Origin of the sequence: Nocardia sp. NPDC050697 (genome assembly GCF_040654395.1) — a bacterium.
Taxonomy (GTDB): Bacteria; Actinomycetota; Actinomycetes; order Mycobacteriales; family Mycobacteriaceae; genus Nocardia.
The window spans coordinates 376608-399726 of sequence record NZ_JBFAHY010000005.1 but is presented as its reverse complement, the minus strand read 5'-3'; the positions used below and the strand labels follow the sequence as shown (position 1 = coordinate 399726).

Here is a 23119-nt window from a genome sequence, read left to right as displayed (position 1 = left end):
AGATGTGATGACTGTTCCTGTCTTGCTGGAGATCGCCGTGGGCGGGCCGGTTCCGCTCGCCGCGGCGGCGGAGCTGGCCGTCGCGGCCGAGCGGGCTGGCGTGGTGGCGCTGCGGCTGCGCGACACCGCCGCGGCGGGCCGCGCGCTCGATCCGAGCGTCGTGGCCGCCTACCTGGCCGGGCGCACCACCGAGCTCGGCTACCTGATCGACCTGCCGACCACCGGCAACGCCCCCTACAACGCGGCCCGCCGGGTGCTCTCCTTCGACCGGGCGGTCGGCGGCCGGGCCGGGGTCGTCCTGCGCCCCGGCGCGGGCGACGAGGTCAGCGCGGCCGCCGCGCCCGACCCCGCCGCGGATTCGCCCGCCGAGCGCTGGGTGGAGTACGCGACCGTGCTGACCCGGCTCTGGGAGTCCTTCCCCCGCGCCGCCCTGCTCGGCGACCAGGAGCGGGCGCTGGTGCTGGACGACACGCTGATCACGCCCATCGACTTCGCCGGGCGGTACTACCGGGTCGCCGGGCCGCTGGACAGCCCGTCCTCGGTGCAGGGACGTCCGGTGCTCGCGGTCGAGGCGGGTATCGCCGACGCCGGGCTCGCCGACGTGGTGTTCGCCGAGCGCGGCGCGCCCGTCCCCACCGGGTCCTTCGCGGTGATCGGCCGCGCGGAGGTCGCCCCGGACACCGACCTCGCGGAGCTCGCCACCTGGGCCGCCGCTTACGACGCGGTACTCCTGGCCCCGGTCGGCGGCCCCGACGCGGTCCGCGACACCATCGACCGCGTGGTCCCCGCCCTCGCCCGGCGCGAACCGCACCCCACCCTGCGGGCCGCGCTCGGCCTGCCCATCCCGACGATCGAGGAGGTCCCGGCATGACCGCACTGCACGAACCCGCGTCCGGCGGCGCCGCAGGCCATGACCCCAGCGCCCGGCTCACCGAAGTCGAGGAACCGCTCGCCGAGGGCGAGCCCGACTTGTCCGCGGCACCGCCCGCTGAGGGCGACCCGGACTCCACCGCCGCGGAACCGCTCACCGTGGCGGGAATCAGGGCCGCCATCGCCCCGATCCTCGAACGCCTCGCCGCGACCGCGAAGACCCGCGAGGAATCCCGCGACTACGCCTTCGCCGAGGTCCGCGCGCTGGCCGCGGCCGGTATCGCGCTCACCGGCATCGCCGCGCACGAGGGCGGTGCGGGCGGCTCGCTGCGCGACGTCACCGAGGTCGTCATCGGCATCGCCCGCGCCGACTCCAATATCGCGCAGGCGCTGCGCAGCAGCTTCCTCACCGCCGAGCAGGTGGTGGCGCGCCCGGACCGCCCGCACCGCGCCCGCACCCTGGCCCGGCTGCGCGCCCGCGACCTCTTCGCCGGCACCGCCAACGAGCGCACCGGCGGCGCGGGCGGCCAGATCAATGCCACCGCGCGGCCGGACGGCGCCGACTGGATCGTGAACGGCGAGAAGTACTACTCCACCGGCGGCCTCTACGCGACCTGGTTCTCCACCCAGGCGCGCGCCGCGGACGGCACGGTGGTGCGGTTCACCGTCCCGCTGGCGCGCGAGGGCATCGAGCGGCTCGACGATTTCGACGCCGTCGGCCAGCGCCTCACCGCCAGCGGCACCACCCGCTTCACCGAGGTCAGGGTGCGCGCCGACGAGGTCACCGAGCTCGGCACCCCGGAGCAGCCGAACCCGTGGACCGGCGCCTTCGCCCAGCTCTACCTGGCCGCCGTGCAGGCGGGGGTGGCGGCGCGGGCGCTGGACGACGCGGTCTGGTTCGTCCGCGAGCGGGCCCGCCCGATCAAGCACAGCACCGCGACGGCCAGCGTGGACGACCCGTACGTCCGGCAGACCGTCGGCGAGATCGCCGCTCGCGCCCAGGCCGCGCGGGCCGTCGTGCTGCTCGCCGCCGAGACCCTGGAGCGCGTGCACGGGCTCACCGGCGACGCGCTGCGGGCCGCGGGCGCCGCGGCGTCCGTGCACGTGGCCCAGGCGGGCGTGATCGCCATCGAATCCGCCCTGGCCGCCGCCGAACTGCTCTTCGACGTCGGCGGCGGCTCGATCACCGGCCGCGACCTCGGCTACGACCGGCACTGGCGCAATGCCCGCACCGCCGCCAACCACAATCCGCGGCAGTGGAAGCAGGCCGTCGCGGGCGCCTACCACCTGACCGGCGAGGAACCGCCGACCACCGGGCTCTTCTGACCCCCGACAGAACAAGGAAACGCACATCCGATGTCCTATGGCGCATTCGAACTGACCTACTCGGCCGCCCCGAACCGGTACGAGCGGATCCCGTACCGGCGCACCGGGAACTCCGGGCTCGACCTGCCCGCCTTCTCCTTCGGGCTGTGGCAGAAATTCGGCACCGACTACCCGTACGAGACCCAGCGCGAGATCATCCTGCACGCCTTCGATCTCGGCATCACGCACTTCGACAACGCCGATCGCTACGGCCCGCCGCACCGGGCCGCGCAGCAGAACTTCGGCCGGGTGCTCGGCCGCGACCTGGCGCCGTACCGGGACGAGCTCATCCTCTCCACCAAGGCGGGCAACCCGATCGGCCCGAGCCCGTACCTGCGGGGCGGCTCGCGCAAGTCCATCCTGACCTCGCTCGACCACAGCCTGCGCGACCTCGGCACCGACTACGTCGACATCTTCTACCACCACAGCCCCGACCTCTCCACGCCGCTGGAGGAGTCGGTGGGCGCGCTGGTCAGCGCGGTGCAGCAGGGCAAGGCGCTGTACGTCGGCATCTCCAACTACCAGCCGGAGCGCACGCACGAGGCCGCCGAGCTGCTGCGCGCGGCCGGCGTCCCGCTCCTGATCCACCAGGCGCGCTACAGCATCTACGACCGCCGCCCGGAGCAGAACGGCCTGCTGGAGACGGCGCGGGACGACGGCTTCGGCGTGATCGTCTACTCGCCGCTGGCGCAGGGGCTGCTCACCGACAAGTACCTGGGCGGCATCCCGGCGGGCGCGCGGGCGCAGAACAGCACCTTCCTCTCGCCGGAGGTCATCGACGACACCTACCGGCAGCGCACCGCCGAGCTGAACAAGCTCGCCGAATCGCGCGGCCAGTCGCTGGCCCAGCTGGCGCTGCAGTGGGTGCTGCGCAGGCCGGAGGTCACCTCGGCGCTGATCGGCGCCAGCTCCACCGCCCAGCTGGACCACAACCTGGCCGCGGTGAACTTCCCGGAGCTGACCGACGACGAGCTGGCGATCATCGACGAGCACGGCGTGCACGGGACGGGGCTCAAGCTCTGACCCGCCGCTGAACGGGCCGGAACCTTCGAGGTTCCGGCCCGTTTCGCGTTCCCTGATACAGACATACCACTCTTTGTGGTATGTTCATATTATTTGCAAAGGGAGGGCGGAGAGCATGGCGAAGATCGGCAGGTTCACCAGCGCGGCGGGCGAAGCGCGGTTCCGGGCGGCCTACGACGCGGTGGCGGCGCGCTGGCCGGTGCCGTCGACGGAGCACGAGGTGCCCACCTCGTTCGGCAGCACCTACGTGCGGCAGTCGGGGCGGGGGAGCGGCGCCCCGATCGCGCTGCTGCCCGGCATCGGCGGGAACGGGCAGGTCTGGTACCCGTTCATGGAGGAGCTGGCGCGCGACCACGTCGTCCTGACGCCCGACGTCATCGGCTGGGCCGGGCGCTGCCGCCAGACCGCGCCGGTGCGCGACACCGCCGATATCGCCCGCTGGTTCGCCGAGACGCTCGACGGGCTCGGCGTCGAGCAGGTGCACCTGGCCGGGAACTCGCTCGGCGCCTGGCTCGCCGGCGCCGTCGCGGTGCACCGCTCGGACCGGCTCGCCTCACTGACCCTGCTGGAGCCGAGCGCGAGCACCTTCGCCCGCCCGCGGCTCGGGCTGCTGGCCAAGTTCATCGTGAGCGGGCTCAACCCGACGCCGGAGCGGCTGCGTAAGTTCAACCGCTGGCTCATGCCGCGCTACGAGATGGACGACGCCGCACTCGAATTGGTCGGCGCCATCACGAAATTCCGGATGGCCATGCCGTGGGACCGCACGTTCACCGACGAGCAGCTCGCCGCCATCACCGCGCCGACCCTGGTGCTCTTCGGCGCCGAGACCATCGTCGCCGACCCGGAATTCGGCGCCGCCCGGGCGCGGGAGGGGATCGCCCGGGCGCAGGCCGAGATCATGCCCGGCGTCGGCCACGACCTGCTCTGGGCCGACCCGGAGCAGGTGATCCCGCGCTTCCTCGCCTTCATCGAGAGCCACGAGCAGGCAAGGACCTAGGGAGCGGGCGGCCGTGCCACCGGGAGCAGGGCGAGCGCGGCGAGCAGGCAGAGCGCGCCGAGCAGCACCAGGAAGCGCCAGTCCGCGATCCACGCCGCGGCCAGCGGGGTGCCCGCCCTGGAGAGCGCGATCGGCACCGTCATGAGCGCGAGGATGCTGCCGAAGCGCGCCACCCCGAAGGTGTCGGCCACGATGGAGGGCCTGGCCACCACGCTGATCCCGTACCCGAGCCCGAAGGCGGCGACGCAGGCGAGGGTGCGCGGCAGCGAGGTGCCCGCCAGCGGCAGCGCCAGCAGCCCGGCGCCCTGCACGGCGAAGGACACCGCCGTCACCCTGGCCATGCCGAACCGGCGAGCCAACGGCGCCAGCCCCATCCGGGAGGCGATCTGCAGCACCCCCACCCCGATCGGCAGCGCCGCCGCCACCGTCGGCGAGAAGCCGACATCGCGGAACCAGGTCACCATCATGAGCAGGAAGGCCGAGGTCACCCCGCTCTGCGCGACGAAGGCGACGACCAGGTACCAGAAGCCGGGGCTGCGCAGCGCATTCCCGACCGGCACCCCGTGCCGCCCGGTCACCCGCAGGCTGTGCGCGGTGCGCCCGGGAATCGCCCAGAGGTGCGCGGGCACCGCCACCACCGCCAGGATCAGCGCCAGCACCAGCAGCGTCTGCCGCCAGCCGAGCTGCCCCTCCAGCCAGCCCGCCAGGAAGTAGTAGAAGCTGGTGGCGAGGCCACAGATCATGGTCACCGCGATGATGGCGCCGTCCCGGTGCCTGGTATCGGTCACCACCACCAGCACCGCGAACGCCGCCTCGTAGGTCGACATCGCCAGCGCCAGCCCCACCAGCACGAAGGCCAGGTAGAGCTGGGGCAGCCCGGTCGCCCGCGACCACAGCAGCACCGCCGCCACCCCGATCGCCGACCCGGCGGTCATGAGCAGCCTGCCGCCGTACCGGTCGAGCAGGTTCCCGACCGGGACCGCGGCGAAGGCCCCGACCAGGGTCGAGATGGTGGCCGCCACCGCCACCTCCGTGCGCGAGGCGTCCAGCGCCTCCGACATCGGGACGAGCAGCACCGTGAACGCCTGGATGAGCGCGCCGTAGGCGACGGTATTGGTGAGCGCGAACACGCCGACCAGGCGTTTCCAGCGCAGGTCGGGGCGGGTGGGGGGAGCGGCGGTGGTCTCCGCGCTCATCCTCGGAGCAGCGGGAGCAGCTGATCCCCCTGCCTGCCGATCTCGCGCAGGTACGGGGTGTCGGAGAGCACGAAGTGCGTGATGCCCAGGTCCTGGTAGCGGCGCAGCGATTTCGCCACGTCCTCGGCCGAGCCGACCAGCCAGGTGGTGCCCGCGCCGCCGCCGCCGTAGCGGCCGGGCGCGGTGTAGAGGTTGTCGTCGAGCACGTCGCCGCGCTCGGCCAGGTCGAGCAGCCGCTGCTGCCCGACGGCGTTGCGCCGGAACGGGTTCCGGTGGTCCTGGTCGGCCTGCTGCGCCGCCATCTCGGCGACCTTGGCCTCCGCCTCGGCCCACGCCTGCTCGGTGGTGTCGCGCACGAAGGTGGTGACCCGCAGCCCGAACCGCAGCGGGGCGTGCTCGCGGCCCAGCTCGGCGCTGAGCGCCGTCAGCCGCTCGATCCGCTCCCGCACGCCGGAGAGCGGCTCACCCCAGAAGAGCTGCACATCGGCCTCGGTGGCGGCGACCCGCTCGGCCGCCGCGGAGGCGCCGCCGAAGTACAGCGTGGGGTGCCTGCGGTCGCCGCGCCGGGCGATCCGCGGCTGCACCGTGGAGTTCGTGACCTGGTAGTGCTCGCCGCGGTAGGTGACGTCGTCCTCGGTCCACAGCTTGCGGACCAGCTGCATGAACTCCTTCGTCCGGCCGTAGCGGTCGGCCTGGTCGCCCTCGGTGTCGCCGTAGGCGCCGAGATCGTCCTTGCCGGAGACGATATTGACCCGCACCCGGCCGCCGGTGAGGTGGTCGAGCGCGGCGGCGGAGGCGGCGAAGTTCGCGGGGCGCCAGTAGCCGGGGCGGACCGCGATCAGCGGCTCGAAGGTGGTGGTGCGGGCGGCGAGCGCGGTGGCGACGGTGAAGGTGTCGGGGCGGCCCCAGCCCGCGCCGAGCAGCGCGCCGCGCCAGCCGTGCGCTTCCAGCGCCCTGGCCTGGGCGGTGAGCGTCTCCAGGCTGTTGTGGTCCGCCGAGACCGGCTCGCCGCGGTGCCCCGCGACGACCTGATTCGGGATGTACCAGAGGAATTCGAGCGTCATCGAGCGTGGTTCCTGTTCGTGTTCAGCGGGCGAGCCGGGTGAGCTGGGCGCGCCGGACATCGCCGGTCTGCCCCTGGACCAGCACGAAGAGCGCGGAGCGCGCGTACAGCTGCGCGGTGTCGTCGCTGCCGAGGCCGCGGCCGGAGCGGGCGATGAGCAGCGCGCGGGTGAGCGTGCCGAGCGCCTCGCCGCTGGCCGCCTTGGTGGCGAGCCGCTCCGCCAGCCGGTGCGGGCCGCCGCCCCGCGCCAGCGCCTCGTCGGCGAGCGCGTAGGCGGTGTCCCGGATCCGGGCGACCCGGGGGCGCCAGGTCACCGCGACCGCGCGGGCATCCGGGTCGGGGGCGGCCTCCAGCTCCCGCAGCACCGTCTCGGCGAGGCCGAAGTGGTGGCCGCGGGCATCGCTGGCGGTGCCGATATCGTCGTGCCTGGTCTGCTCCAGGGTCTGCGCGGCGAGCACGTGCGCCTCCGGCACGAAGACCGACTCGATCCGCACCCGCGCGGTCCGGCTGCCCGCGACCGCGCCCAGTTCCAGCAGCCCCGCGCTGCGCACCCCCTCGGCGATCGGGACCAGCGCGGTGACCACGGTCTCGGTCGCGGCCTCCACCGCGGCCACGGTGAGCACAGAATTCAGCCCCCAGCCGCTGACCCAGGAGACGGTGCCGTCGAAGATCCAGCCGCCGTCGGCCTTCCGCGCCGCGATGTAGTGATCGGGGAAGCGCCGCACGTCGCTGACCCCGGCGCCGAGCAGCAGCTCGCCGCGCAGGATCCGCTCGGCCAGCTCCGGGATCGGCCTGCCCTGCTTGCGCAGCTCGGTGATCCGCCCGGCCAGCGGCGCGTGCTGGGCCCAGACCAGCCAGGTGTCGAAGCAGGCGCCGGCCAGGATCTCGTGCAGCCTGCGGTCGGTGCTGCGGTCCAGCGCCAGCCCGCCGTACTCCGGCGGGGCCAGGTGGTTGAGCAGCCCGAGCCCGGCCAGGTCGTCGATGTGCGCGCGCGGGACGCCCGCCCGGTCGGTGCGCAGCGCTGCCGGGCGCAGCACCCGCTCGGCGTACTCGCGCACCCGGGCCACCACGGGGTGCGCGTCCGCCGCCGTGACCGCCGCGCCCGCACCCAGCTCCGTCTTCGCCGCCGTCATCGCGGTCCCTCCGTCCGAGCGCACGCCGAACGCGGGCCGCATCCGGACTCGGAGAATTATTGCCCCGGCCACCAGCCCCGCCGCGGTGCGACGTGGCGCCGCGCTCGATTTCCACCGCCGGTGAGCTGCGCGGACTTACTTCAGCGGGAGATAAATTCGCGGCGATTCGAGTGCTCCGCCGCGCGGCCGGTCAGTGCGAGCGCGCGGTCCAGCGGCCGCCCTCGTACCGCACCTCGACCGGGTGGTCGAAGGCGGCGGAGACCGTCTCGGTGGTGATGGCCTCGGCCGCCGGGCCCGAGACCACCTCGCGGCCGTCGGCGATCAGCAGCGCGTGCGTGGTGGAGGTCGGCAGCTCCTCCAGGTGGTGGGTGACCAGGATGGAGGCGACCGCCGGGTGCGTGCGGTCCAGCCCGGCGATGGTCGCCAGGAGCTGCTCGCGCGCGGCCACGTCGAGGCCGGTGGTCGGCTCGTCGAAGAGCAGCAGCCGGGGCTCGGCCACCAGGGCGCGGGCGATCAGCGCGCGGCCGCGCTCGCCCTGCGAGAGCACCGGCCAGGTGCGATCGGCCTTGGCCGCCAGCCCCACCGTCGCGATCATGGCGTCCGCGCGGGCCACCTCCGCCACGCTCGGCTGCCAGCGCATCGGGGTGTCGACGGTGGCGGTGATGCCGGTGAGCACCACCTCGCGCACGGTGAGCGGGGAGCGCAGCGGGTGCCTCGGGTTCACGTGGCCGATGCCGTGCCGCAGCGCGGCCAGGTCGACCCGGCCCATGCGCCTGCCGAGCACGTCGACGGTGCCGGTGGTCGGGAAGGTGACGGCGGCGCAGAAGCCGAGCAGGGTGCTCTTGCCCGCGCCGTTCGGGCCGAGCAGGGCCCAGCGCTCGCCCTCGCGCACGGTCAGCGAGATGCCGTCGATGATCTGCCTGCCGTCCCGCCGGAAGGTGACGTCGGCGAGCTCGAGCACGATATCGCTCATGCGTGTTCCGGCGGGAAACCGCCGGTCGCGATCGGACCCCAGCGCTCGATCGTCACCCTGATGAGCGACTTGTCCTGCCGAGCCATGGCGGCGCGGTACTCGTCCCAGTCGGGGTGCTCGCCCGCGATGCAGCGGTAATAGTCGACCAGCCCGTCCAGCGCCTCCGGCATGTGCAGCACCTCGGCCGTGCCGTCCACCTGCACCCAGGCGTCGTCCCACTCGTCGGAGAGCACCAGCACCGAGACCTGGGGGCGGCGCTCCAGATTCCTGGTCTTGGCCCGCCCCGGGTAGGTGGCGATCACGATCCGCCCGTCCTGATCCACCCCGCAGGTCACCGGGGAGATCTGCGGCCGCCCGTCCGCCCGGACCGTGCTGAGCAGGGCGTGGTGCCGCGGCCGCAGGAACTCCAGCAGCTCGGGGCGCTGCACCACGTCGGCGGTGGCGATACGGGGCACGGGATGTCCTTCCTGAAACGGGTCAGTGGTCCGCGCTGCCGGTCCGGCCGTCGAGGTACGCGCGCAGCGCCGGATCGTCCGACACCAGCCGGTCGACCTCCTCGCCGCCGGTGCAGGGCAGCAGCGCGACGGTGATCGCGCCCGCGCCCCCGGCGATCACCTGCCAGGTGCCGCCGGAGTCGGTCCAGCGGCGCAGCGCCGCCACGGGATCGTCGGTCATGGTGTCCCCGAGCCTAGCCGTGGCCCGCAGCGGCCGCCCCAGCACCATCCTGACCAGCAGCGTGCCGAACTCCAGCTGCCCGCGCACCGGCGGTCGCGGTTGCTCGCGGCCGCGCTCGGGGTCCAGCGGTCGCTCCCGGAGCGGGAATCGGCGTGAACGCGTGTCCGCTCTGCGCGAAACCGGGGGTGGCACCGGGTGGGTGCGGCTCTAGGCTCGATCCATGAGCGAGCAGCGGCGATTCCAGGTGATTCCGGGCGGGCGGGCCGAGACCGAGCCGCTGTGGCGCGAGGTACTCGGCGAACGCCTGCGCGCCCTGCGCACCGAGCGCGGCGAACGCCTGGTGGAGACGGCGGGGCGCGCCGGCATCTCCCCGCAATACCTCTCCGAGGTGGAGCGCGGCCGCAAGGAGCCATCCAGCGAGATGATCGCCGCGCTGGCCGGCGCGCTCGGCTCCTCGCTGGGTGAGCTGGCGGGCGCGGTGGCGGACGAGCTGAGCCGCCCGGCCGCCGCGCCGACCGCCATGCTGCGCGCCGCCTAGGCCGAGCGGGGCGGCAGCACCCGGTCCACCAGCCCGTACTCCACCGCGGCGGTCGCGGTGAAGACGCGGTCGCGGTCGGTGTCGTGGCGCAGCCGCTCCACCGGCTGGCCGGTGTGGCCGGCCAGGATCGCCTCGATGTCGGTGCGCATGCGGACCAGCTCGTCGGCCTGGATGATCAGGTCCGGGATGGTGCCGCGGCCGCTGGCGACGGGCTGGTGCAGCACCACCCTGGCGTGCGGGAGCAGGCTGCGCTCGCCCGGCGCGCCGCCGGCCAGCAGCACCGCGCCGACCGCGATGGCCTGGCCGACGCAGGTGGTGTGCACGGGGGCGTTGATGTGCTGGACGGTGTCGTAGACGGCGAGCATGGCGGAGAGGTCGCCGCCCTCGCAGTTGATGTAGAGCTGGATGGGCTGCTCGTGGTTCTCCGACTCCAGGTGCAGCAGCTGCGCGATGAGCGCGTTGGCGACGCCGGAGTCGATCACCGTGCCCAGGTAGACGATGCGCTCGCTGAGCAGGTGCGAGTAGATATCGGTGATCCGTTCCCCGCCACGGGGATGCGAGGCAACCACATTGGGAATCGTGTAGCTGTTCATGCCGTGATCCCCACCCGCTGCCGCTCCGGCACGACCTGCCCGAACGAATCCACGATGTGATCGATGAAGCCGTACTCGCGCGCCTGCGTGGCGGTGAACCACCGGTCGTGCAGCGAATCCTCGTACACCCGGTCGTAGGGCTGCCCGGTGTCGGCCGCGATCAGCCCGAGCACCGTCTCCACGGTGTAGCGCAGATCCTCGGCCTGCACCTCCACCTCGACCGCGCTTCCCCCGATCCCGGCCGAGCCCTGGTGCATGAGGATACGCGCGTGCGGCAGCGCGTACCGCCGCCCCGGCGACCCCGCCGAGAGCAGGAACTGCCCCGCGCTGCACGCCAGCCCGAGCGCCAGCGTGCTCACCTCGCACGGGACCAGCCGCAGCACGTCCCTGATGGCGAGCATGGACGGCACCGAGCCGCCGGGGGAGTGGATCCAGAGCGCGATCCCGGCCTTCGCGTCCTCCGCGGCCAGGGTCAGGATCTGGGTCATGAGCAGGGTGCCGTTGTCGTCGTCGAGCGCGCCGTCCAGCACCACGATGCGGCGGGCGAGCAGCTGCTCACGGGCCCGCCGATCGAACATCGGGATCTTCTCGTCGTGTGCCATGGCTCCACCGTGCCGCAGCCGCACCGGTTTTCGCGGCCCGCGCTGCCCTGGGCAGATCCGCTCCCAGCAGCGCGGGCCGGGAGTGCTCAGTTCTTTCGTGCGTCGATCAGCTCGGTGAGCAGCCCGAACCCGTCGTGCGCCGCGACCCCGGCGACCGCGCGCTGCACCCCGACCGCCGAGATCTCGAGCGGCTGCATCCGGTCGCTGGCCTCCGCGGTGCAGACCGCGTTCAGGTAGAACTCGGTGGTGGCGGCGCGGTAGAGGGTCCACATGCGCTCGCCGTCCACCGCGACCCCGGCCGCGTCCAGCCGCGCCGCGTACCGCTCGACCAGCCCGCGCTCGACCTTGCGCAGCAGCTCCGGCTCCATCGAGGCGGTGAGGCTGTAGGCCACGTCCCTGATACCCGGCCCCGCGGTCGCGATCTGCCAGTCCAGGAAGCCGGGCCCGGCGTCGGTGAAGTAGAGGTTGCCGAGGTGCGGGTCGCCGTGCATGAGGGTCTGCGGCACCGACGCCCAGAAGGCGTCGATCTCGGGTGCGCGCTGGTAGAAGATGCGGCACTGCGCCTGCATCTCGGCCGGGATGAGCTCGGCGGCATGGCCGTTGATCTTCTCCAGGAACCGCCGCCGGATCATATTCGCCAGCTGGTTCGAGGCGGTGGTGCGCTCGGCGAGCGGGGCGAGGTCGGTCGCGAAGCGGTCGGTGCCCCAGAAGGCGGCGTGCAGGTCGGCGAAGGCGTCGACCAGGGCCTCGGCCTCGGTGTCGCTGATCGAATCGAGCACGGTGCGGAACCGCGCCACCTCGGAGAGATCCTCCAGCACCAGCAGCGAGCGCTTGCGGAACCCCGACACCTTCGCCGCGTAGCAGCGCGGCACCCGCACCGGCGGCTCGTCGCCGAGCGCCCGGTAGGCGATGGTCTCCTTGATGCCCATGCCGAACACGTTCATCATCACGTGCTGCAGGTAGTTCTGCGGCGGCAGCTTGAGGAACAGCTGCTCCGGGATGTCCGCGGTGCTCTCCACCGCGATCCGGGCCCGCGCCGCCGTGCCCGAGTGCTCGTCCAGCACCCGGATGGCGGTGATGCTGCCCTCCGGCAGCCCCATCGCGTTCTCCAGCCACCGCGGCTTGATCCGCTCGGCCTTCAGCGGAATGTCGGCGCCGATGCCGATGCTCCGGTCGAAGGCGGCGCGCAGCGCTTCGCGCACACCCATGCCGATACTCATGGCCGTCGCGACCGGGGTGGGAATCGTCACGTCAATCCTGTCTAGTCTGCCGTGCTTGCAACTCTCGAGGGATCCTAACGAGTTTCGCTCGGGATGGGGTTCGCGGAGAGTCTCCCCAGCGGTGGTGGATCGATCAAAGTATCGCTGCCGGAACGTGATCGGCCTAAACTCGGAGCCGATCGAGGTGCCGCCGCCAGGCGGCGAGGGGGGACGATGGCACTGACCGCGCGATTCCAGCCCGGTGCTACGCGCCGCCCTTTCGTGGACCGGGAGCCGATTCTCGCCGCGTTCGAGAGCGTGCTGGCGGAGTCCGGGCGACGGCCGACGGTCATGTCGATCACCGGGATCGGCGGGATCGGCAAGTCGCGGCTGCTCGGTGAGCTGCGGAGGCGGGCTGGCGCGAATCGCCCGACCGGCTGGCTCGACCTGCAGGTACCGACGCAGCGCCAGGCCGCCGACGCGCTCGCCGTGCTGCGCATCCAGCTCGGCGGGCAGAAGGTCAGGTTCCATCGTTTCGACATCGCCTGCGCCGTGCTCTGGCAGCGGTTGCACCCGCATCTGCGGCTCACCGGTGACGCCTTGGCACTCGCCGAGCACAGCGAGATCCTGACCGAGATCCTGAACGGCTCGACCGGGATCCCGGTCTTCGGGACGGCGGCCAAGCTGCTGGAGTCCGGGGCCAGGACGGCGCTGCGCACCCATCGCATCCGCAACGACGAGGTGCTGCGCGAGCTGGACCGGATGAGCCTCGGCACCCTGGAGGCCGCCGTCTCCTACCTGTTCGCCGAGGATCTGAAGGCCGGAGCTGGCGACCGCTCCTACGTGATCTTCGTCGATGCCTACGAGGCCGTCGCCGGTGGGCGGACGGCCGAGCTGTGGCTGCGGGACGTCGTCGCGCAGCTCGACACCGGGCTGGTGGTGATCGCGAGCCGGGAGCCACTGGATTGGGTCAGGCACGACAGCGAGTGGGCGGAGCGGGTGCGGCGCTTCCCGGTGGACGATCTGCCGCTGCCCGCGCGCTACACCCTGCTCGACGCCTGCGGGGTCACGGACGCCGCGGAACGGGAGGCGATCGCGGTGTCGAGCGGCGGCGTCCCCTTCTACCTGCACCTCGCCATCGATGCCAGGGAGTACCGCCCGGCACGGCTGGTGGACGAGCTCGTATCGCCGGAGGCGATCCTGGACCGCTTCCTGCGCTACGTCTCCCGCGACGAAGTGCGCATGCTGGAATTGCTGAGTGTGTCGCGCACCTTCGACCGGGAGATCTTCCTGGCGATCGCGCGGCGTTTCGCGCTGCCGGACAATCCGGTGCTCTGGCGCTCGCTGGTCGCGTACTCCTTCGTGCACTCGGCCTCGGGCGACCGCTATCAGCTGCACCAGCTCATGATCGCCGCGCTCGGGCACCGCCTGGATTCCGCGACCCGGTCGGAATTGCACGCGGTACTGCATATCCTGTGGTCGCAGCGCGGAATGTCCGCCGACCGGTGGGGCGGCGCGCTCCGGGAGGCCGCTTACCACGGAGTGCGGGCACGGCGGCTGTCGGCGATCGATCTGCTGGGGTACGTGGATCGAATAAGAGCCGTGGGCGGATTCCAGGAAATCGCGGGCGTCGTCGCCGATATCAATGGTTATCTGCGGGAGACGCGGGCGGACGAGTGCGCAGCGGCGGAACTCGTCGAGCTCGCCACCTGCCTGGAGGCCGAGATGGCGCTGCTGCACGGCGATGCCAAGCTGGCCGATCGGCTGACCAGGGATTCGGGTCCGGCGCGGCCCGGCCCGGTCGCCGATCGGCTCGCCGTCGCGGCCGCGAACGCGCGTCGCATTCTCGGCGAGACCGAGGCGGCCCTGGCCATCTACACCGAGGTGTGGGCGCGCGGCGCTGGTCGGGTCCGGGTCGAGGCGGGACACTGGGCGGCCGACCTGCACATGTGTCAGGGGCGGTTCGAGCAGGCCATCGGGTTGTGTGACGAGCTGGCCGGGGCGGCGGACGGTGACCGCGAGATGCTCGGCGATATCGCCCGGCTGCGCCACCTCGCGCACCGGCTCGCCTTCGATACCGAGGCGGCCGCCCGCTATCTCGCGGAGGCCGAGCGGCATTACCGCGCGGCGGGCAGCGTCGTCGGACTCGCGAATATCGCGACGAACCGCGTCGAGCTGCTCGCCCTCACCGATCCGGCGGCCGCGGTCGCGGCGGCCGATCGGGCGATTCGGAGTCAGCGGGAGCTGGGTGCGCTGCACGAGACCGGCAAGGTCTATACCGCGCTCGGACTGGCGGAGCTCACGCTGGGTGAGCTGAATGCGGCGGAGGGCGCCTTCGACATCGCCTGCGATGCGCTGGAACGGGCCGGGTACCGGTCCGGCCGGGCGCGCGCGGAATTGTTCAGGGGCGGAGTTCGCGCCCGCCGGGGGGAGCGCGCGGCGGCGGTCGAGTGTATTCGCTGGGCCGTCCGCGAATTGGAAGAGGCGGACGTCTATCCGGGATTGATCCTCGTCGGTCGTGCGGTGCTGGCGCTGTACGGCTGGACCGAACCGGATATCGCGGCGGCAGCGCTCCGGGCCCTGCACCGCATCCGCCCGCCGGTACCAGGCGCCGATCTCGACCGGGCGGCGCAGCGGCTCACCGCACAGGTGCTCGGAATTCGCCCCGACGAGCTGTATGACGAGGCTGTTCGGAGCAGCGACCGCGCGGCCGGGTACTACAACCACAATATTCGGGTGGACGGCCCCGGTGGGCCGGTCAATGTGCGCATTCCCGTCGCGGGCGCGGACCTGATGGATCTGCGCGAATGGCCGGAGCCCGCGGTGCTCCGCGCGATCGAACCGGTTGTTCGCTCCGCGCCCCGATTGCGCTGGCATTCCGTAGAACCCGCCTATCAGATCCAGGATTACATCGACGGCGACCTACTCGATCGGATCGCTCCGCGCGGCGTAGCGGTGCCATCGCACGTCCCCGGTGATGTCGCCGAGATGTTCGCGACGCTGCGCGATGTCCCGCGGGAGGGGCTCGCCGGTGCCTCGGTCCGCGGGGCCGGTTTCGCCCGGCGGCTCTCGGTGGTTTCGGAGCGGGTGTACCGCGAGAATGCCGACGCCTTCGGCTCGCTCTACCGGGCACTCGCCGTCCCGGAGCGGCCGTTCGACGGTGTCGTCGCGGCCTGGGACACGCTCGAGGACCGCCCTTTTCGGGTGCTGCACTCCGACGTGCACCGGAAGAACATGATCATTCGTGCGGGCCGCGTGATCTTTCTGGACTGGGAACTGGCACTCTTCGGCGACCCCCTCTACGACGTTGCCTCGCACCTGCACAAGATGGGGTACCTACCCGAAGAGCACGCGCGGTTCCTGGCCGCGTGGAGTGCGGCCGAGCCGACCGCGGCCTGCGGCGAGTGGCGCCGCGACCTGCGGATCTACCTCGACCACGAACGGGTCAAGTCGGTGGTGGTGGACGCGGTCCGGTACACGAAGGTGATCGCGGCGGGGGAGCGCGACGCGGCCGGGGAGCGCGCGCTGGTGGCGAGCCTGGTCGGGAAGCTCCGGGCCGCCCGGGAGGTGTGGGGGCTGGGCGACGATGTCGATCCGGACCGGGTCGAGACGGCCGTGCGGGCGTGGCGGTAGGGAGTCAACGCGACGCTCCGTCCAGCGCGAGGGTGACGAGCCGGGCGGCCTGCTCGGCACCGCTGTGCTCCCCGGTCCAGGCGGCGGCGCCGATGAGGGCGTAGAGGTCGGCGGGGGTGAGGGCGGGGACGTCGCCCGCGTGCTTGGCGGCGGTGAGCAGGTCGGCACCGATCTGGTTCATGCGCAGGCAGGCGGCCTCGAGGTCGGTGTCGTCGAGGCCGGTGGCGAGGATGTCGGCGAGGCCGCGGTAGGTGGCGGCGTGCTCGACCACGGCGGTGATCCAGGCGGTGAGCGGTTCCCGGCCGGGGGGAGCGGCGGCGAGGCGGTCGCCGGTGGCGAAGAGCGCGGCATTGCGGTCGGCGAGCAGGGCGGCGATGAGCGCGCGGCGGGTGGGGAAGTGGCCGTAGAGGGTGCCGATGCCGACGCCGGCGGCGCGGGCGATGGGCTCCAGCGGGGCGTCGGTGCCGTCCGCGGCGAAGGCCTCGGCCGCGGCGGTGAGGATTCGGTCCCGATTGCGTCTGGCGTCGGCGCGCAGCGGCCGGGCGGGGGTGTTCATGCCGCAACCTTTCAAGTCGAGGGTGCCTCGAGTTAGTATTCCGAGGGTGCTTCGACTTCAGCAGACCACATGATCCTGGTGACCGGCGCGACCGGTTCCATCGGCCGCCCGCTCGTGGCGGAGCTGCATCGGCGCGGTGCGGCGTTCCGGTCCCTCGTCCGCGACCCCGCGCGGGCGAACCTGCCCGGCGCGGTGGCGGCGGGTGACTTCGACGATTCCGCCTCGCTCGACCGCGCGCTCGACGGCGTCACACGGGTCTTCCTGTGTTCGCCCGGCGCCGTTCCCGCGCCCGGGCCGCAGCCGATGACCGCCCAGCAGACGGCGGTGATCGAGGCCGCGGTGCGGGCGGGGGTGCGACGGATCGTGAAGGTCTCGGTGCAGGGCGCGCGGCCGGGCGGGCTGCTCGCGGAGGGCGCGCACGCGGTGCTCGAGGAGCGGCTGCGCGCGGCCGGGCCGGAGTGGGTGCTGCTGCGGCCCTCCGGATTCATGCAGAACTTCCGCACCGGGACCGGCGCCTTCACCGCGGACGGCGATCTGGTCGGCGCCTACGGCGCGGGCCGGATCGCCTACATCGACGCCGCTGACATCGCGGCCTGCGCGGTACCGCCGCTGCTCGAATCCGGTCACGCGGGCGAGACCTTCGTGCTCACCGGCCCGGAGGCGCTGAGCCACAGCGAGATCGCGGCCCAGCTCACCGCGGCGACCGGCCGCGAGGTCCGCTACCGGGACCTGCCCGCGGCGGACTTCGCCGAGACGCTCATCGCGCAGGGGCTACCCGCCCCGTTCGCCGCCGACGTCGCCGCGCTCTTCGCCGAGGTGGCACAGGGCGGGCTCGCCGCGGTCACCGACGCGGTCGAGCGGCTCACCGGCCGCCCCGCCACCTCGTTCAGCGCCTTCCTGGCCCGCGAGCGCGCCCTAGGGTGACGGCATGCGCATCTTCGACGCCCACCTGCACATCATCGACCCGCGCTACCCGCTGCTCGAGAACGGCGGCTACCTGCCGCCGGAGTTCACCGCGGCGGAGTACCGGGAGCGGGTGGCGGGGCTGGGGATCGCGGGCGGCGCGGTGGTGTCGGGCTCGTTCCAGGGCTTTGACCAGGGGTATCTGCGGGCGGCGCTGGCGGAGCTCGGCCCGGGGTTCGTCGGGGTGACGCAGGTGCCCGCCGGGGTCACCGATGCCGAGATCGCGGAGCTGGACGCGGCGGGGGTGCGGGCGGTGCGGTTCAACGTGCGGCGCGGCGGGTCGGCGGCGCTGGCGGAGCTGGATCGGCTGGCGCGGCGGGCGCACGAGGTCGCGGGGTGGCACGCGGAGCTCTATATCGATGCGCGGGATCTGCCGGAGCTGGCGGGCACGATCGCGGCGCTGCCCGCGGTGAGCATCGATCACCTGGGGCTGCACGCCGACGGGTTGCCGGAGCTGTTGCGGCTGGTGGAGCGCGGGGTGAGGGTCAAGGCGACCGGGTTCGGGCGGGTGGAGCTCGACCCCGCGGCGGCGATGCGCGCGGTGCTCGAAGTCGATCCGTCCGCGTTGCTCGCCGGCACCGATCTGCCGTCGACCCGGGCCCGCAGGCCCTTCGCCGACGCCGATCTGGCGCTGGTCGCCGAGGTGGCGGGCGAGCACGTGGAGGCGGTGCTGTGGGGTAACGCCGCCGCGTTCTACCGGCTCGGCTGAACCCGCTCGACCGCGACGAAGACCGCGTTCAGCGCCGCGGTCTGGGAGAGCGGGTCGACGGTCGCGTCCGCGAGCAGGTTGCGGTTGGCGCCGTGCACCTCGGGGGCGCCGCCGCCGTGCGGGTCGAAGACGCGGGAGCCCCAGCCGTGGTCGATCACGACGACGCCGCGGCGCGGGCGGTCGCTGAGCGCGGCGCGCAGCTCGACGGCGCCGGTGCGGGAGCTGACCCGGATCAGGTCACCGGCGGCGATGCCGAGTGCGGCGGCGTCGTCGGGGTGCAGCAGGGCGTCGTTGCGCTTGCCGCCGGGGTGCAGGCCGGGGAGTTCGTTGAGCCAGGAGTTCATGGAGTGCCTGCGGCGGCGGTTGCCGAGCTGGAACGGGAACGCGGGCGGGGTCTCGGGCCGTGGCTCGGCGAGCAGTTCGCGGGTGCGGGCGAGGAACTCCGGCGGCGCGATCCTGACCCGTTTGCCCTCGGTGCGCAGGGCCGCCCGGAAGTGCCCGTACTCGCGCGGGCCGAGCACCAGGCCGTGTGGCGCGGCGGCGATCTCGCGCCAGCGCGGTCTGCGGCCGCCGACCCGGCGCGCGGCGGCGATCATGAGCCGGTCCACCCAGCGTGCGCCGAACGCCAGCCCGGGGCGGCCGGTGCGCGCGGCGAGCCAGCGGGTGGCGCGGACGAAGGTGTTCAGCCCGCGCGCCCCGAACAGCGGAACCTCCATGGCCAGCGCCAGATCGAGGAAGATCCGCCACTCCTCGCGCACCTGCGGCGGCGGGCGCAGCACCGCGCGGCCGAGGTGCACGAAGGGCTCGTCGTGCATGCCGCTGGTGAGCGCGAGCAGGTCGTCGCGCTCCAGCCAGTGCGCGGCGGGCAGCAGCCAGTGCGCGTGCCGGTGGCTCTCCCGCTGCACCACGTCGATGGCGACGAGCAGCTCGAGGTCGGCGAGCGCGGCGTCGAGCGCCGCGCCGTCCGGGCCGGAGACCACCGGGTTGCCGCAGTTCAGCACCAGCGCGCGGAGCTGTCCGCGGCCGGGGGTGGTGATCTCGGCGGGCAGCTCGCTCACCGCGTGCGCACCGGCGATCAGCGGCCGCCCGGCGATCCGGCTCAGGTGTGGCGTCGCGGGGGCGAGCGCGGTGATGCGCAGGGCGTCGAGCACGCCGGGCTCGAAGCGCCGCCCGCCGGGGCGGTCCATCCGGCCGGTGATCAGGTTGAGCACGTGGCCCAGCCACTCGGCGACGGTGCCCGAGGTGTGCAGCGCGGTCCCGGTGCGGGTGACCACCATGGCGGCGCGGGCGGCGGCGAAATCCCGGGCCACCGCGCGGATTCGGGGCGCCGGGATATCGCAGCGGGCGGCCAGGTCGTCGAGATCGGCGGCCGCGGCGAGCGCGCGCAGCTCGGGCAGCCCGGTGACCAGGTCGGCGCAGTCGCCGCGGTGCTCGAGCCCTTCGCCGAGGATCACCGCGACCAGGGCGAGCAGCAACGCCCAGTCCTGCCCCGGCCGCACCGCCAGGTGCAGGTCGGCGCGGTCGGCGCTCTCGGTGCGCAGCGGGTCGACCACCACGATCGTCGCGCCGGCGCGCTGCCGCTCCAGGGCGCGCCGCCAGCCGCCGGGCGCCGATTCCAGCCAGTTCCACGCGCTCACCGCCGGGTTGGCGCCGACCAGTAGAAAGTAATCGCAGCGGTCGATATCCGAGGTCGGGACCATGATCGGCGAGCCGTAGAGCGCCTCGGCGACCACGTGCACCGCGTTCTGGTCCACCGAGCCGACGGCGTAGCGGTTCTGCGTGCCGATCCCGTCCAGCCAGGCATTCATGAACACCAGGTTCGAGGTGGAGAAGCCCGCCGGGTTGCCGTAGTAGGCGCCGACCGCGTCCGGGCCGCCGTGCTCGACCGCCGCGGTCATCCGCGCCGCGATATCGGCGAGCGCCTCCTCCCAGGTGGCCTCGACGTACCGCTCGCCTTCCCGCCGCATGGGCGCCAGGATCCGGCGCGGGTGCTCGACCAGCCTGCCCGCGGTGCGGCCCTTGCCGCAGAAATCGCGCCAGCTGTGCGGGTTCTGCTTGTCCGGGAAGATGGTGAGCACCCGGTTCTCCTCGACCGTCACCTTCAGCCCGCAGGCCGCCGGGCAGTAGCGGCAGTAGGTGTAGCGGGTCTGCGGGATCGGCTCGGTGACCACGGCGGCTCCTTGCGTTCTCGTCTGAGGAGAGTTCCGTTCTCCGAACGGTACGAGGGAACCGGGCGGATGTCGAGCGCCGTTCAGCCGCGCAGCGCCTCGATGCGCTCGCGCAGGTGGGTCAGGAGCGCCTCGGGGGAGTCGAAATCGGCCGGGTCGATGGGGGCGCCGAAGCGGATGGTGACCGGGCGGGTGCGGTCGAAGCGGCCCCTGCCGTCCGCGCCGCGCAGCGGGAGCACGTCGTCGGTGCCGGTGGTGCCGACCGGGATGATCGGCACCCCGGTAGCGAAGGCGAGCTTCGCGACCCCCGGCTTGTACGGCTCGACCTCACCGGGCCGCACGCAGCGCCCCTCCGGGTAGATGATCAGCACGCCGCCGTGGCGCAGCACCCACTCGGCCTGGTCCAGCGCCGCGCGGCCGGACTCGGGGTCGCGGCGGATCACCGGGATGTGCCCGAGCCTGCGGACCAGCACCCCCACCACCGGCCAGGTCCACAGCTCGGCCATCGCCACCGCCATGGCGCGGCGGCGCAGGGCGCCCCAGAGGGAGACCGCGTCCAGCAGGGAGATGTGGTTGCTCGCCACCAGCACCGGGCCGCGCGCCGGCACCACTTCGCGGTCGTGCACCGTCACCCGGACGATGCGCGCCCAGGCCAGGAAGCGGAGTACCCGGCGCACCAGTTTCGTGGTGACCCAGGCCCGCAGCCCCAGCCCGACCGGCCGCCGCCGCTCCTCCTCGCGCGTCATACCCGCTCCTCCCTGCTCCGCGCCGGTTAGGCTGCGGCCGTGACAATCCTGCTGCTGGTGCTCCTGATCATTGTCATCGTCGGGGTGGTCGGCGGTGTGATCGCGGTGACCATCGTCTTCGTCACCGGCCGGGTGAAGCAGTCGTCGGCGAACGCCGTCGCGGCCGCTTTCGCGCCGGGCGAGGTGCTGCGCAGCGACCCCATGGCGAACTTCTTCGGCTGGGAGTCGAAGGGCGGCAGGCAGCTGCGCGGCAACGGCGCGCTGGTGCTCACCGGGCAGCGGCTGTGGTTCCGGCGCGCGGGTGCGGCCGAGCCTCTGGAGATTCCGCTCACCGCGATCACCGGGGTCGATATCGTGCGCTCGCACAATGGCAAGTCGGTGCGGCAGGAGCTGCTGCGGGTCGCCGTCGCGGGGGACAGCGTGGCGTGGTGGGTGCGCGAGCCCGCGGTCTGGGCGGGGCACCTCCGCTCGCTGCTGCCCCGATGAATCCCGCGCACCGGCAGGGTGCGCACCGGGTGCGCTTCGACTGGGGGCCGGTCGGCGCGGAGGCGGTGCGCGCCGAGGTGACCGTCGTGGTGGATGTGCTGTCCTTCACCACGACGCTCTCGGTCGCCGCCGACCTCGGGATCGAGGTGTTCCCGTACCGCTGGGGGCACGACGGGGTGGCGGAGTACGCCGCCGCGCGGGGCGCGGTCGCCGCGGTCGGGCGCCGGGTGGCGGCGCCGGGGCAGGTGAGCCTCTCGCCGGGGACGCTGCGCCGGGCCGAGCCGTTCGAGCGGCTGGTGTTGCCCTCGCCCAATGGCTCCACGATCGCGCATCGGCTGGCCGCGGCGGGGTCGCTGTGCGTGGGGGCGTCGCTGCGGAATGCGGCCGCGGTCGCCGGGTGGATCGGTGCCGGTCGCAGCGTCGCCGTGGTGGCGGCGGGGGAGCGGTGGCCGGACGGGTCGCTGCGGCCCGCGGTGGAGGATCTGTGGGGCGCCGGGGCGGTGCTGGCGAATCTCCCCGATCAGGAGGGGTTTTCGCCGGAGGCGCGGATGGCGGTGCAGGCGTGGCGGGGGGTCGAGGGGGAGATCGGGGCCGCGCTGCGCGGGTGTGCGTCGGGGCGGGAGTTGATTGCGATCGGGTTCGCGGGGGATGTGGAGATCGCGGGGGAGGCCGGGGTGAGTTCGGCGGTGCCGGTGCTGGCCGGGGAAAGGTTCGTCAGCACCGGTTCCCGATAGGGACCGTCGCCCGGTGGCGATCCCCCTTCGCGCGGATCCCTACCCCGGCGCCTGGACCAAGGTCACCTTGGACCGCTTCCGCAGGGTGAACCCCAGCGTCTCGTACAGGCTGATGGCCGTGTGGTTGTGCGCCACCGCATGCAGAAACGGCACCTCCCCCCGCTCCCGCACGACCGCCCCGACCGCCCGCACCAGCCGCGACGCGTACCCCCGGCCGCGGAACTCCGCGTCGGTGCAGACCGCGCTGATCTCGGTCCACCCGGTCGGGTGCATCCGCTCCCCGGCCATGGCGACCAGCCGCCCGCGCACCCGGATCCCGAGGTAGGTGCCCATCTCGATGGTGCGCGGGGCGAACGGCCCCGGCTCGGTGCGGGCGATGAGCTCCAGGATCTCCGGCACGTCGGCGGCGCTGAGCACCGCGAGCCCGGGGTCGGGTTCGGTGCGCAGGCCGGAGCCGTCGAGCTGCACGGAGTCGAACTCCTTGACCACGGTCCAGCCGGCGGGAATGACGTGGCCGAAGCCGCGCAGCCCGGTGCTGCCGCCGGGGCCGAGGACGGTGGCGAGGTCGATCCAGTCCTGTTCGTCCAGCTCAGGGGGGTGGCCGACGAACTTGGCGACCTCGGGGTGGTAGCGGGCGATGCGCCCGGTCCAGGCGGCGAAGCGGCGGTGCGCGCCGCGTAGCGAGGACCGCACCGGGTCGTCGAGGGGGTGCAGTGCGATCTCGGGGTCGATGGCCGTGTCGATGGTCAACGCGCGCTCCTCCTGCAACGGTGTCCGGCCCCCGGACGTTAGCGAGGCGCACGATCCCGGGCACGGGTTGCGCTCACCGCAATTCCATTCCGGCCCTGTTCCCGCGCGCTCGAGCTGATCCGAATCGTTGACACCCCCGGCGACCTG

General features: G+C 73.3%; 23 protein-coding genes. 10 read left to right on the top strand and 13 right to left on the bottom strand.

From position 1 onward, the window contains the following. The first annotated feature begins 7 nt into the window (after positions 1-7). The 4 genes from AB0H71_RS20490 to AB0H71_RS20475 all read left to right on the top strand — a co-directional run bounded on the left by AB0H71_RS20490 (position 8) and on the right by AB0H71_RS20475 (position 4255). A complete protein-coding gene (locus tag AB0H71_RS20490) occupies positions 8-871 on the top strand; it encodes an LLM class flavin-dependent oxidoreductase (protein WP_357022974.1) in 864 nt (287 codons plus the stop codon). Continuing rightward, the gene (locus AB0H71_RS20485; protein ID WP_357022971.1) at positions 868-2196 is read left to right on the top strand and encodes an acyl-CoA dehydrogenase family protein; all 1329 of its coding nucleotides are present in this window, start codon (positions 868-870) and stop codon (positions 2194-2196) included. The genes AB0H71_RS20490 and AB0H71_RS20485 overlap by 4 nt, the downstream gene beginning before the upstream one ends. 30 nt (positions 2197-2226) lie before the next feature. Next, positions 2227-3258: an aldo/keto reductase gene (locus tag AB0H71_RS20480; protein WP_357022968.1), complete on the top strand. Its 1032-nt coding sequence runs from the start codon at positions 2227-2229 to the stop codon at positions 3256-3258. A 115-nt stretch (positions 3259-3373) separates the two neighbouring features. Continuing rightward, the gene (locus AB0H71_RS20475) at positions 3374-4255 is read left to right on the top strand and encodes an alpha/beta hydrolase (protein WP_357022965.1); all 882 of its coding nucleotides are present in this window, start codon (positions 3374-3376) and stop codon (positions 4253-4255) included. Here AB0H71_RS20475 and AB0H71_RS20470 read toward each other — a convergent pair. The 6 genes from AB0H71_RS20470 to AB0H71_RS20445 all read right to left on the bottom strand — a co-directional run bounded on the left by AB0H71_RS20470 (position 4252) and on the right by AB0H71_RS20445 (position 9382). After that, positions 4252-5451 carry an MFS transporter gene (locus tag AB0H71_RS20470; protein WP_357022962.1) on the bottom strand — a complete coding sequence of 400 codons (1200 nt, stop codon included), beginning with the start codon at positions 5449-5451 and terminating at the stop codon, positions 4252-4254. The genes AB0H71_RS20475 and AB0H71_RS20470 overlap by 4 nt on opposite strands. Then, positions 5448-6515: an LLM class flavin-dependent oxidoreductase gene (locus tag AB0H71_RS20465; protein ID WP_357022960.1), complete on the bottom strand. Its 1068-nt coding sequence runs from the start codon at positions 6513-6515 to the stop codon at positions 5448-5450. The genes AB0H71_RS20470 and AB0H71_RS20465 overlap by 4 nt, the downstream gene beginning before the upstream one ends. Positions 6516-6537: 22 nt before the next feature. Next, the gene (locus AB0H71_RS20460; protein ID WP_357022957.1) at positions 6538-7647 is read right to left on the bottom strand and encodes an acyl-CoA dehydrogenase family protein; all 1110 of its coding nucleotides are present in this window, start codon (positions 7645-7647) and stop codon (positions 6538-6540) included. A 190-nt stretch (positions 7648-7837) separates the two neighbouring features. Continuing rightward, positions 7838-8620 carry an ATP-binding cassette domain-containing protein gene (locus tag AB0H71_RS20455; RefSeq protein WP_357022954.1) on the bottom strand — a complete coding sequence of 261 codons (783 nt, stop codon included), beginning with the start codon at positions 8618-8620 and terminating at the stop codon, positions 7838-7840. Beyond that, complete coding sequence (locus AB0H71_RS20450) at positions 8617-9075, bottom strand: PPOX class F420-dependent oxidoreductase (RefSeq protein WP_357022952.1); 459 nt, start codon at positions 9073-9075, stop codon at positions 8617-8619. The genes AB0H71_RS20455 and AB0H71_RS20450 overlap by 4 nt, the downstream gene beginning before the upstream one ends. Before the next feature lie 22 nt (positions 9076-9097). Then, positions 9098-9382, bottom strand: coding sequence for a hypothetical protein (locus AB0H71_RS20445; protein WP_357022949.1), 285 nt, complete (start codon positions 9380-9382; stop codon positions 9098-9100). A 133-nt stretch (positions 9383-9515) separates the two neighbouring features. On the opposite strand from AB0H71_RS20445, the gene AB0H71_RS20440 reads away from it, so the two are divergent. After that, positions 9516-9833 carry a helix-turn-helix transcriptional regulator gene (locus tag AB0H71_RS20440; protein ID WP_357022947.1) on the top strand — a complete coding sequence of 106 codons (318 nt, stop codon included), beginning with the start codon at positions 9516-9518 and terminating at the stop codon, positions 9831-9833. On the opposite strand, the gene AB0H71_RS20435 is transcribed toward AB0H71_RS20440, so the two are convergent. The 3 genes from AB0H71_RS20435 to AB0H71_RS20425 form a co-directional block, all read right to left on the bottom strand. After that, positions 9830-10426 (bottom strand): ATP-dependent Clp protease proteolytic subunit, encoded by a 597-nt coding sequence (locus AB0H71_RS20435; RefSeq protein ID WP_357022944.1) that lies wholly within the window; start codon positions 10424-10426, stop codon positions 9830-9832. The genes AB0H71_RS20440 and AB0H71_RS20435 overlap by 4 nt on opposite strands. Beyond that, positions 10423-11028, bottom strand: a complete 606-nt coding sequence (locus AB0H71_RS20430; protein WP_357022940.1) for an ATP-dependent Clp protease proteolytic subunit — start codon at positions 11026-11028, stop codon at positions 10423-10425. Before AB0H71_RS20430 ends, AB0H71_RS20435 begins: the two co-directional genes overlap by 4 nt. 86 nt (positions 11029-11114) lie before the next feature. Then, positions 11115-12278 (bottom strand): aminoglycoside phosphotransferase family protein, encoded by a 1164-nt coding sequence (locus AB0H71_RS20425; RefSeq protein WP_357022938.1) that lies wholly within the window; start codon positions 12276-12278, stop codon positions 11115-11117. Positions 12279-12461: 183 nt separating this feature from the next. Between AB0H71_RS20425 and AB0H71_RS20420 the strand changes: the two genes are divergently transcribed. Further along, complete coding sequence (locus AB0H71_RS20420; RefSeq protein WP_357022935.1) at positions 12462-15860, top strand: hypothetical protein; 3399 nt, start codon at positions 12462-12464, stop codon at positions 15858-15860. A 4-nt stretch (positions 15861-15864) separates the two neighbouring features. Here the strand turns inward: AB0H71_RS20420 and AB0H71_RS20415 are convergent, their stop codons facing one another. Further along, positions 15865-16416 carry a TetR/AcrR family transcriptional regulator gene (locus tag AB0H71_RS20415; RefSeq protein WP_357022932.1) on the bottom strand — a complete coding sequence of 184 codons (552 nt, stop codon included), beginning with the start codon at positions 16414-16416 and terminating at the stop codon, positions 15865-15867. A gap of 69 nt (positions 16417-16485) precedes the next feature. On the opposite strand from AB0H71_RS20415, the gene AB0H71_RS20410 reads away from it, so the two are divergent. Both AB0H71_RS20410 and AB0H71_RS20405 read left to right on the top strand, forming a co-directional pair. Further along, positions 16486-17340: an NAD(P)H-binding protein gene (locus tag AB0H71_RS20410; RefSeq protein ID WP_357022930.1), complete on the top strand. Its 855-nt coding sequence runs from the start codon at positions 16486-16488 to the stop codon at positions 17338-17340. A 4-nt stretch (positions 17341-17344) separates the two neighbouring features. Continuing rightward, complete coding sequence (locus tag AB0H71_RS20405) at positions 17345-18088, top strand: amidohydrolase family protein (protein ID WP_357022928.1); 744 nt, start codon at positions 17345-17347, stop codon at positions 18086-18088. Here the strand turns inward: AB0H71_RS20405 and AB0H71_RS20400 are convergent. Further along, positions 18073-20244: a molybdopterin-dependent oxidoreductase gene (locus tag AB0H71_RS20400; protein WP_357023312.1), complete on the bottom strand. Its 2172-nt coding sequence runs from the start codon at positions 20242-20244 to the stop codon at positions 18073-18075. The two genes, AB0H71_RS20405 and AB0H71_RS20400, sit on opposite strands and share 16 nt — an antisense overlap. Positions 20245-20339: 95 nt before the next feature. Then, positions 20340-21002 (bottom strand): lysophospholipid acyltransferase family protein, encoded by a 663-nt coding sequence (locus AB0H71_RS20395; RefSeq protein WP_357022926.1) that lies wholly within the window; start codon positions 21000-21002, stop codon positions 20340-20342. Between the two features lie 39 nt (positions 21003-21041). Here AB0H71_RS20395 and AB0H71_RS20390 point away from each other — a divergent pair, with 39 nt between their 5' ends. Together AB0H71_RS20390 and AB0H71_RS20385 are read left to right on the top strand one after the other, a co-directional pair. Next, complete coding sequence (locus AB0H71_RS20390; RefSeq protein WP_357022924.1) at positions 21042-21488, top strand: hypothetical protein; 447 nt, start codon at positions 21042-21044, stop codon at positions 21486-21488. Then, entirely contained in the window at positions 21485-22222 is a 738-nt protein-coding gene (locus AB0H71_RS20385) for a 2-phosphosulfolactate phosphatase (protein ID WP_357022921.1), read from the top strand. Before AB0H71_RS20390 ends, AB0H71_RS20385 begins: the two co-directional genes overlap by 4 nt. Before the next feature lie 39 nt (positions 22223-22261). Here AB0H71_RS20385 and AB0H71_RS20380 read toward each other — a convergent pair whose 3' ends face one another. Next, positions 22262-22972, bottom strand: coding sequence for a GNAT family N-acetyltransferase (locus AB0H71_RS20380; protein ID WP_357022918.1), 711 nt, complete (start codon positions 22970-22972; stop codon positions 22262-22264). Between the last annotated feature and the right edge of the window lie 147 nt (positions 22973-23119).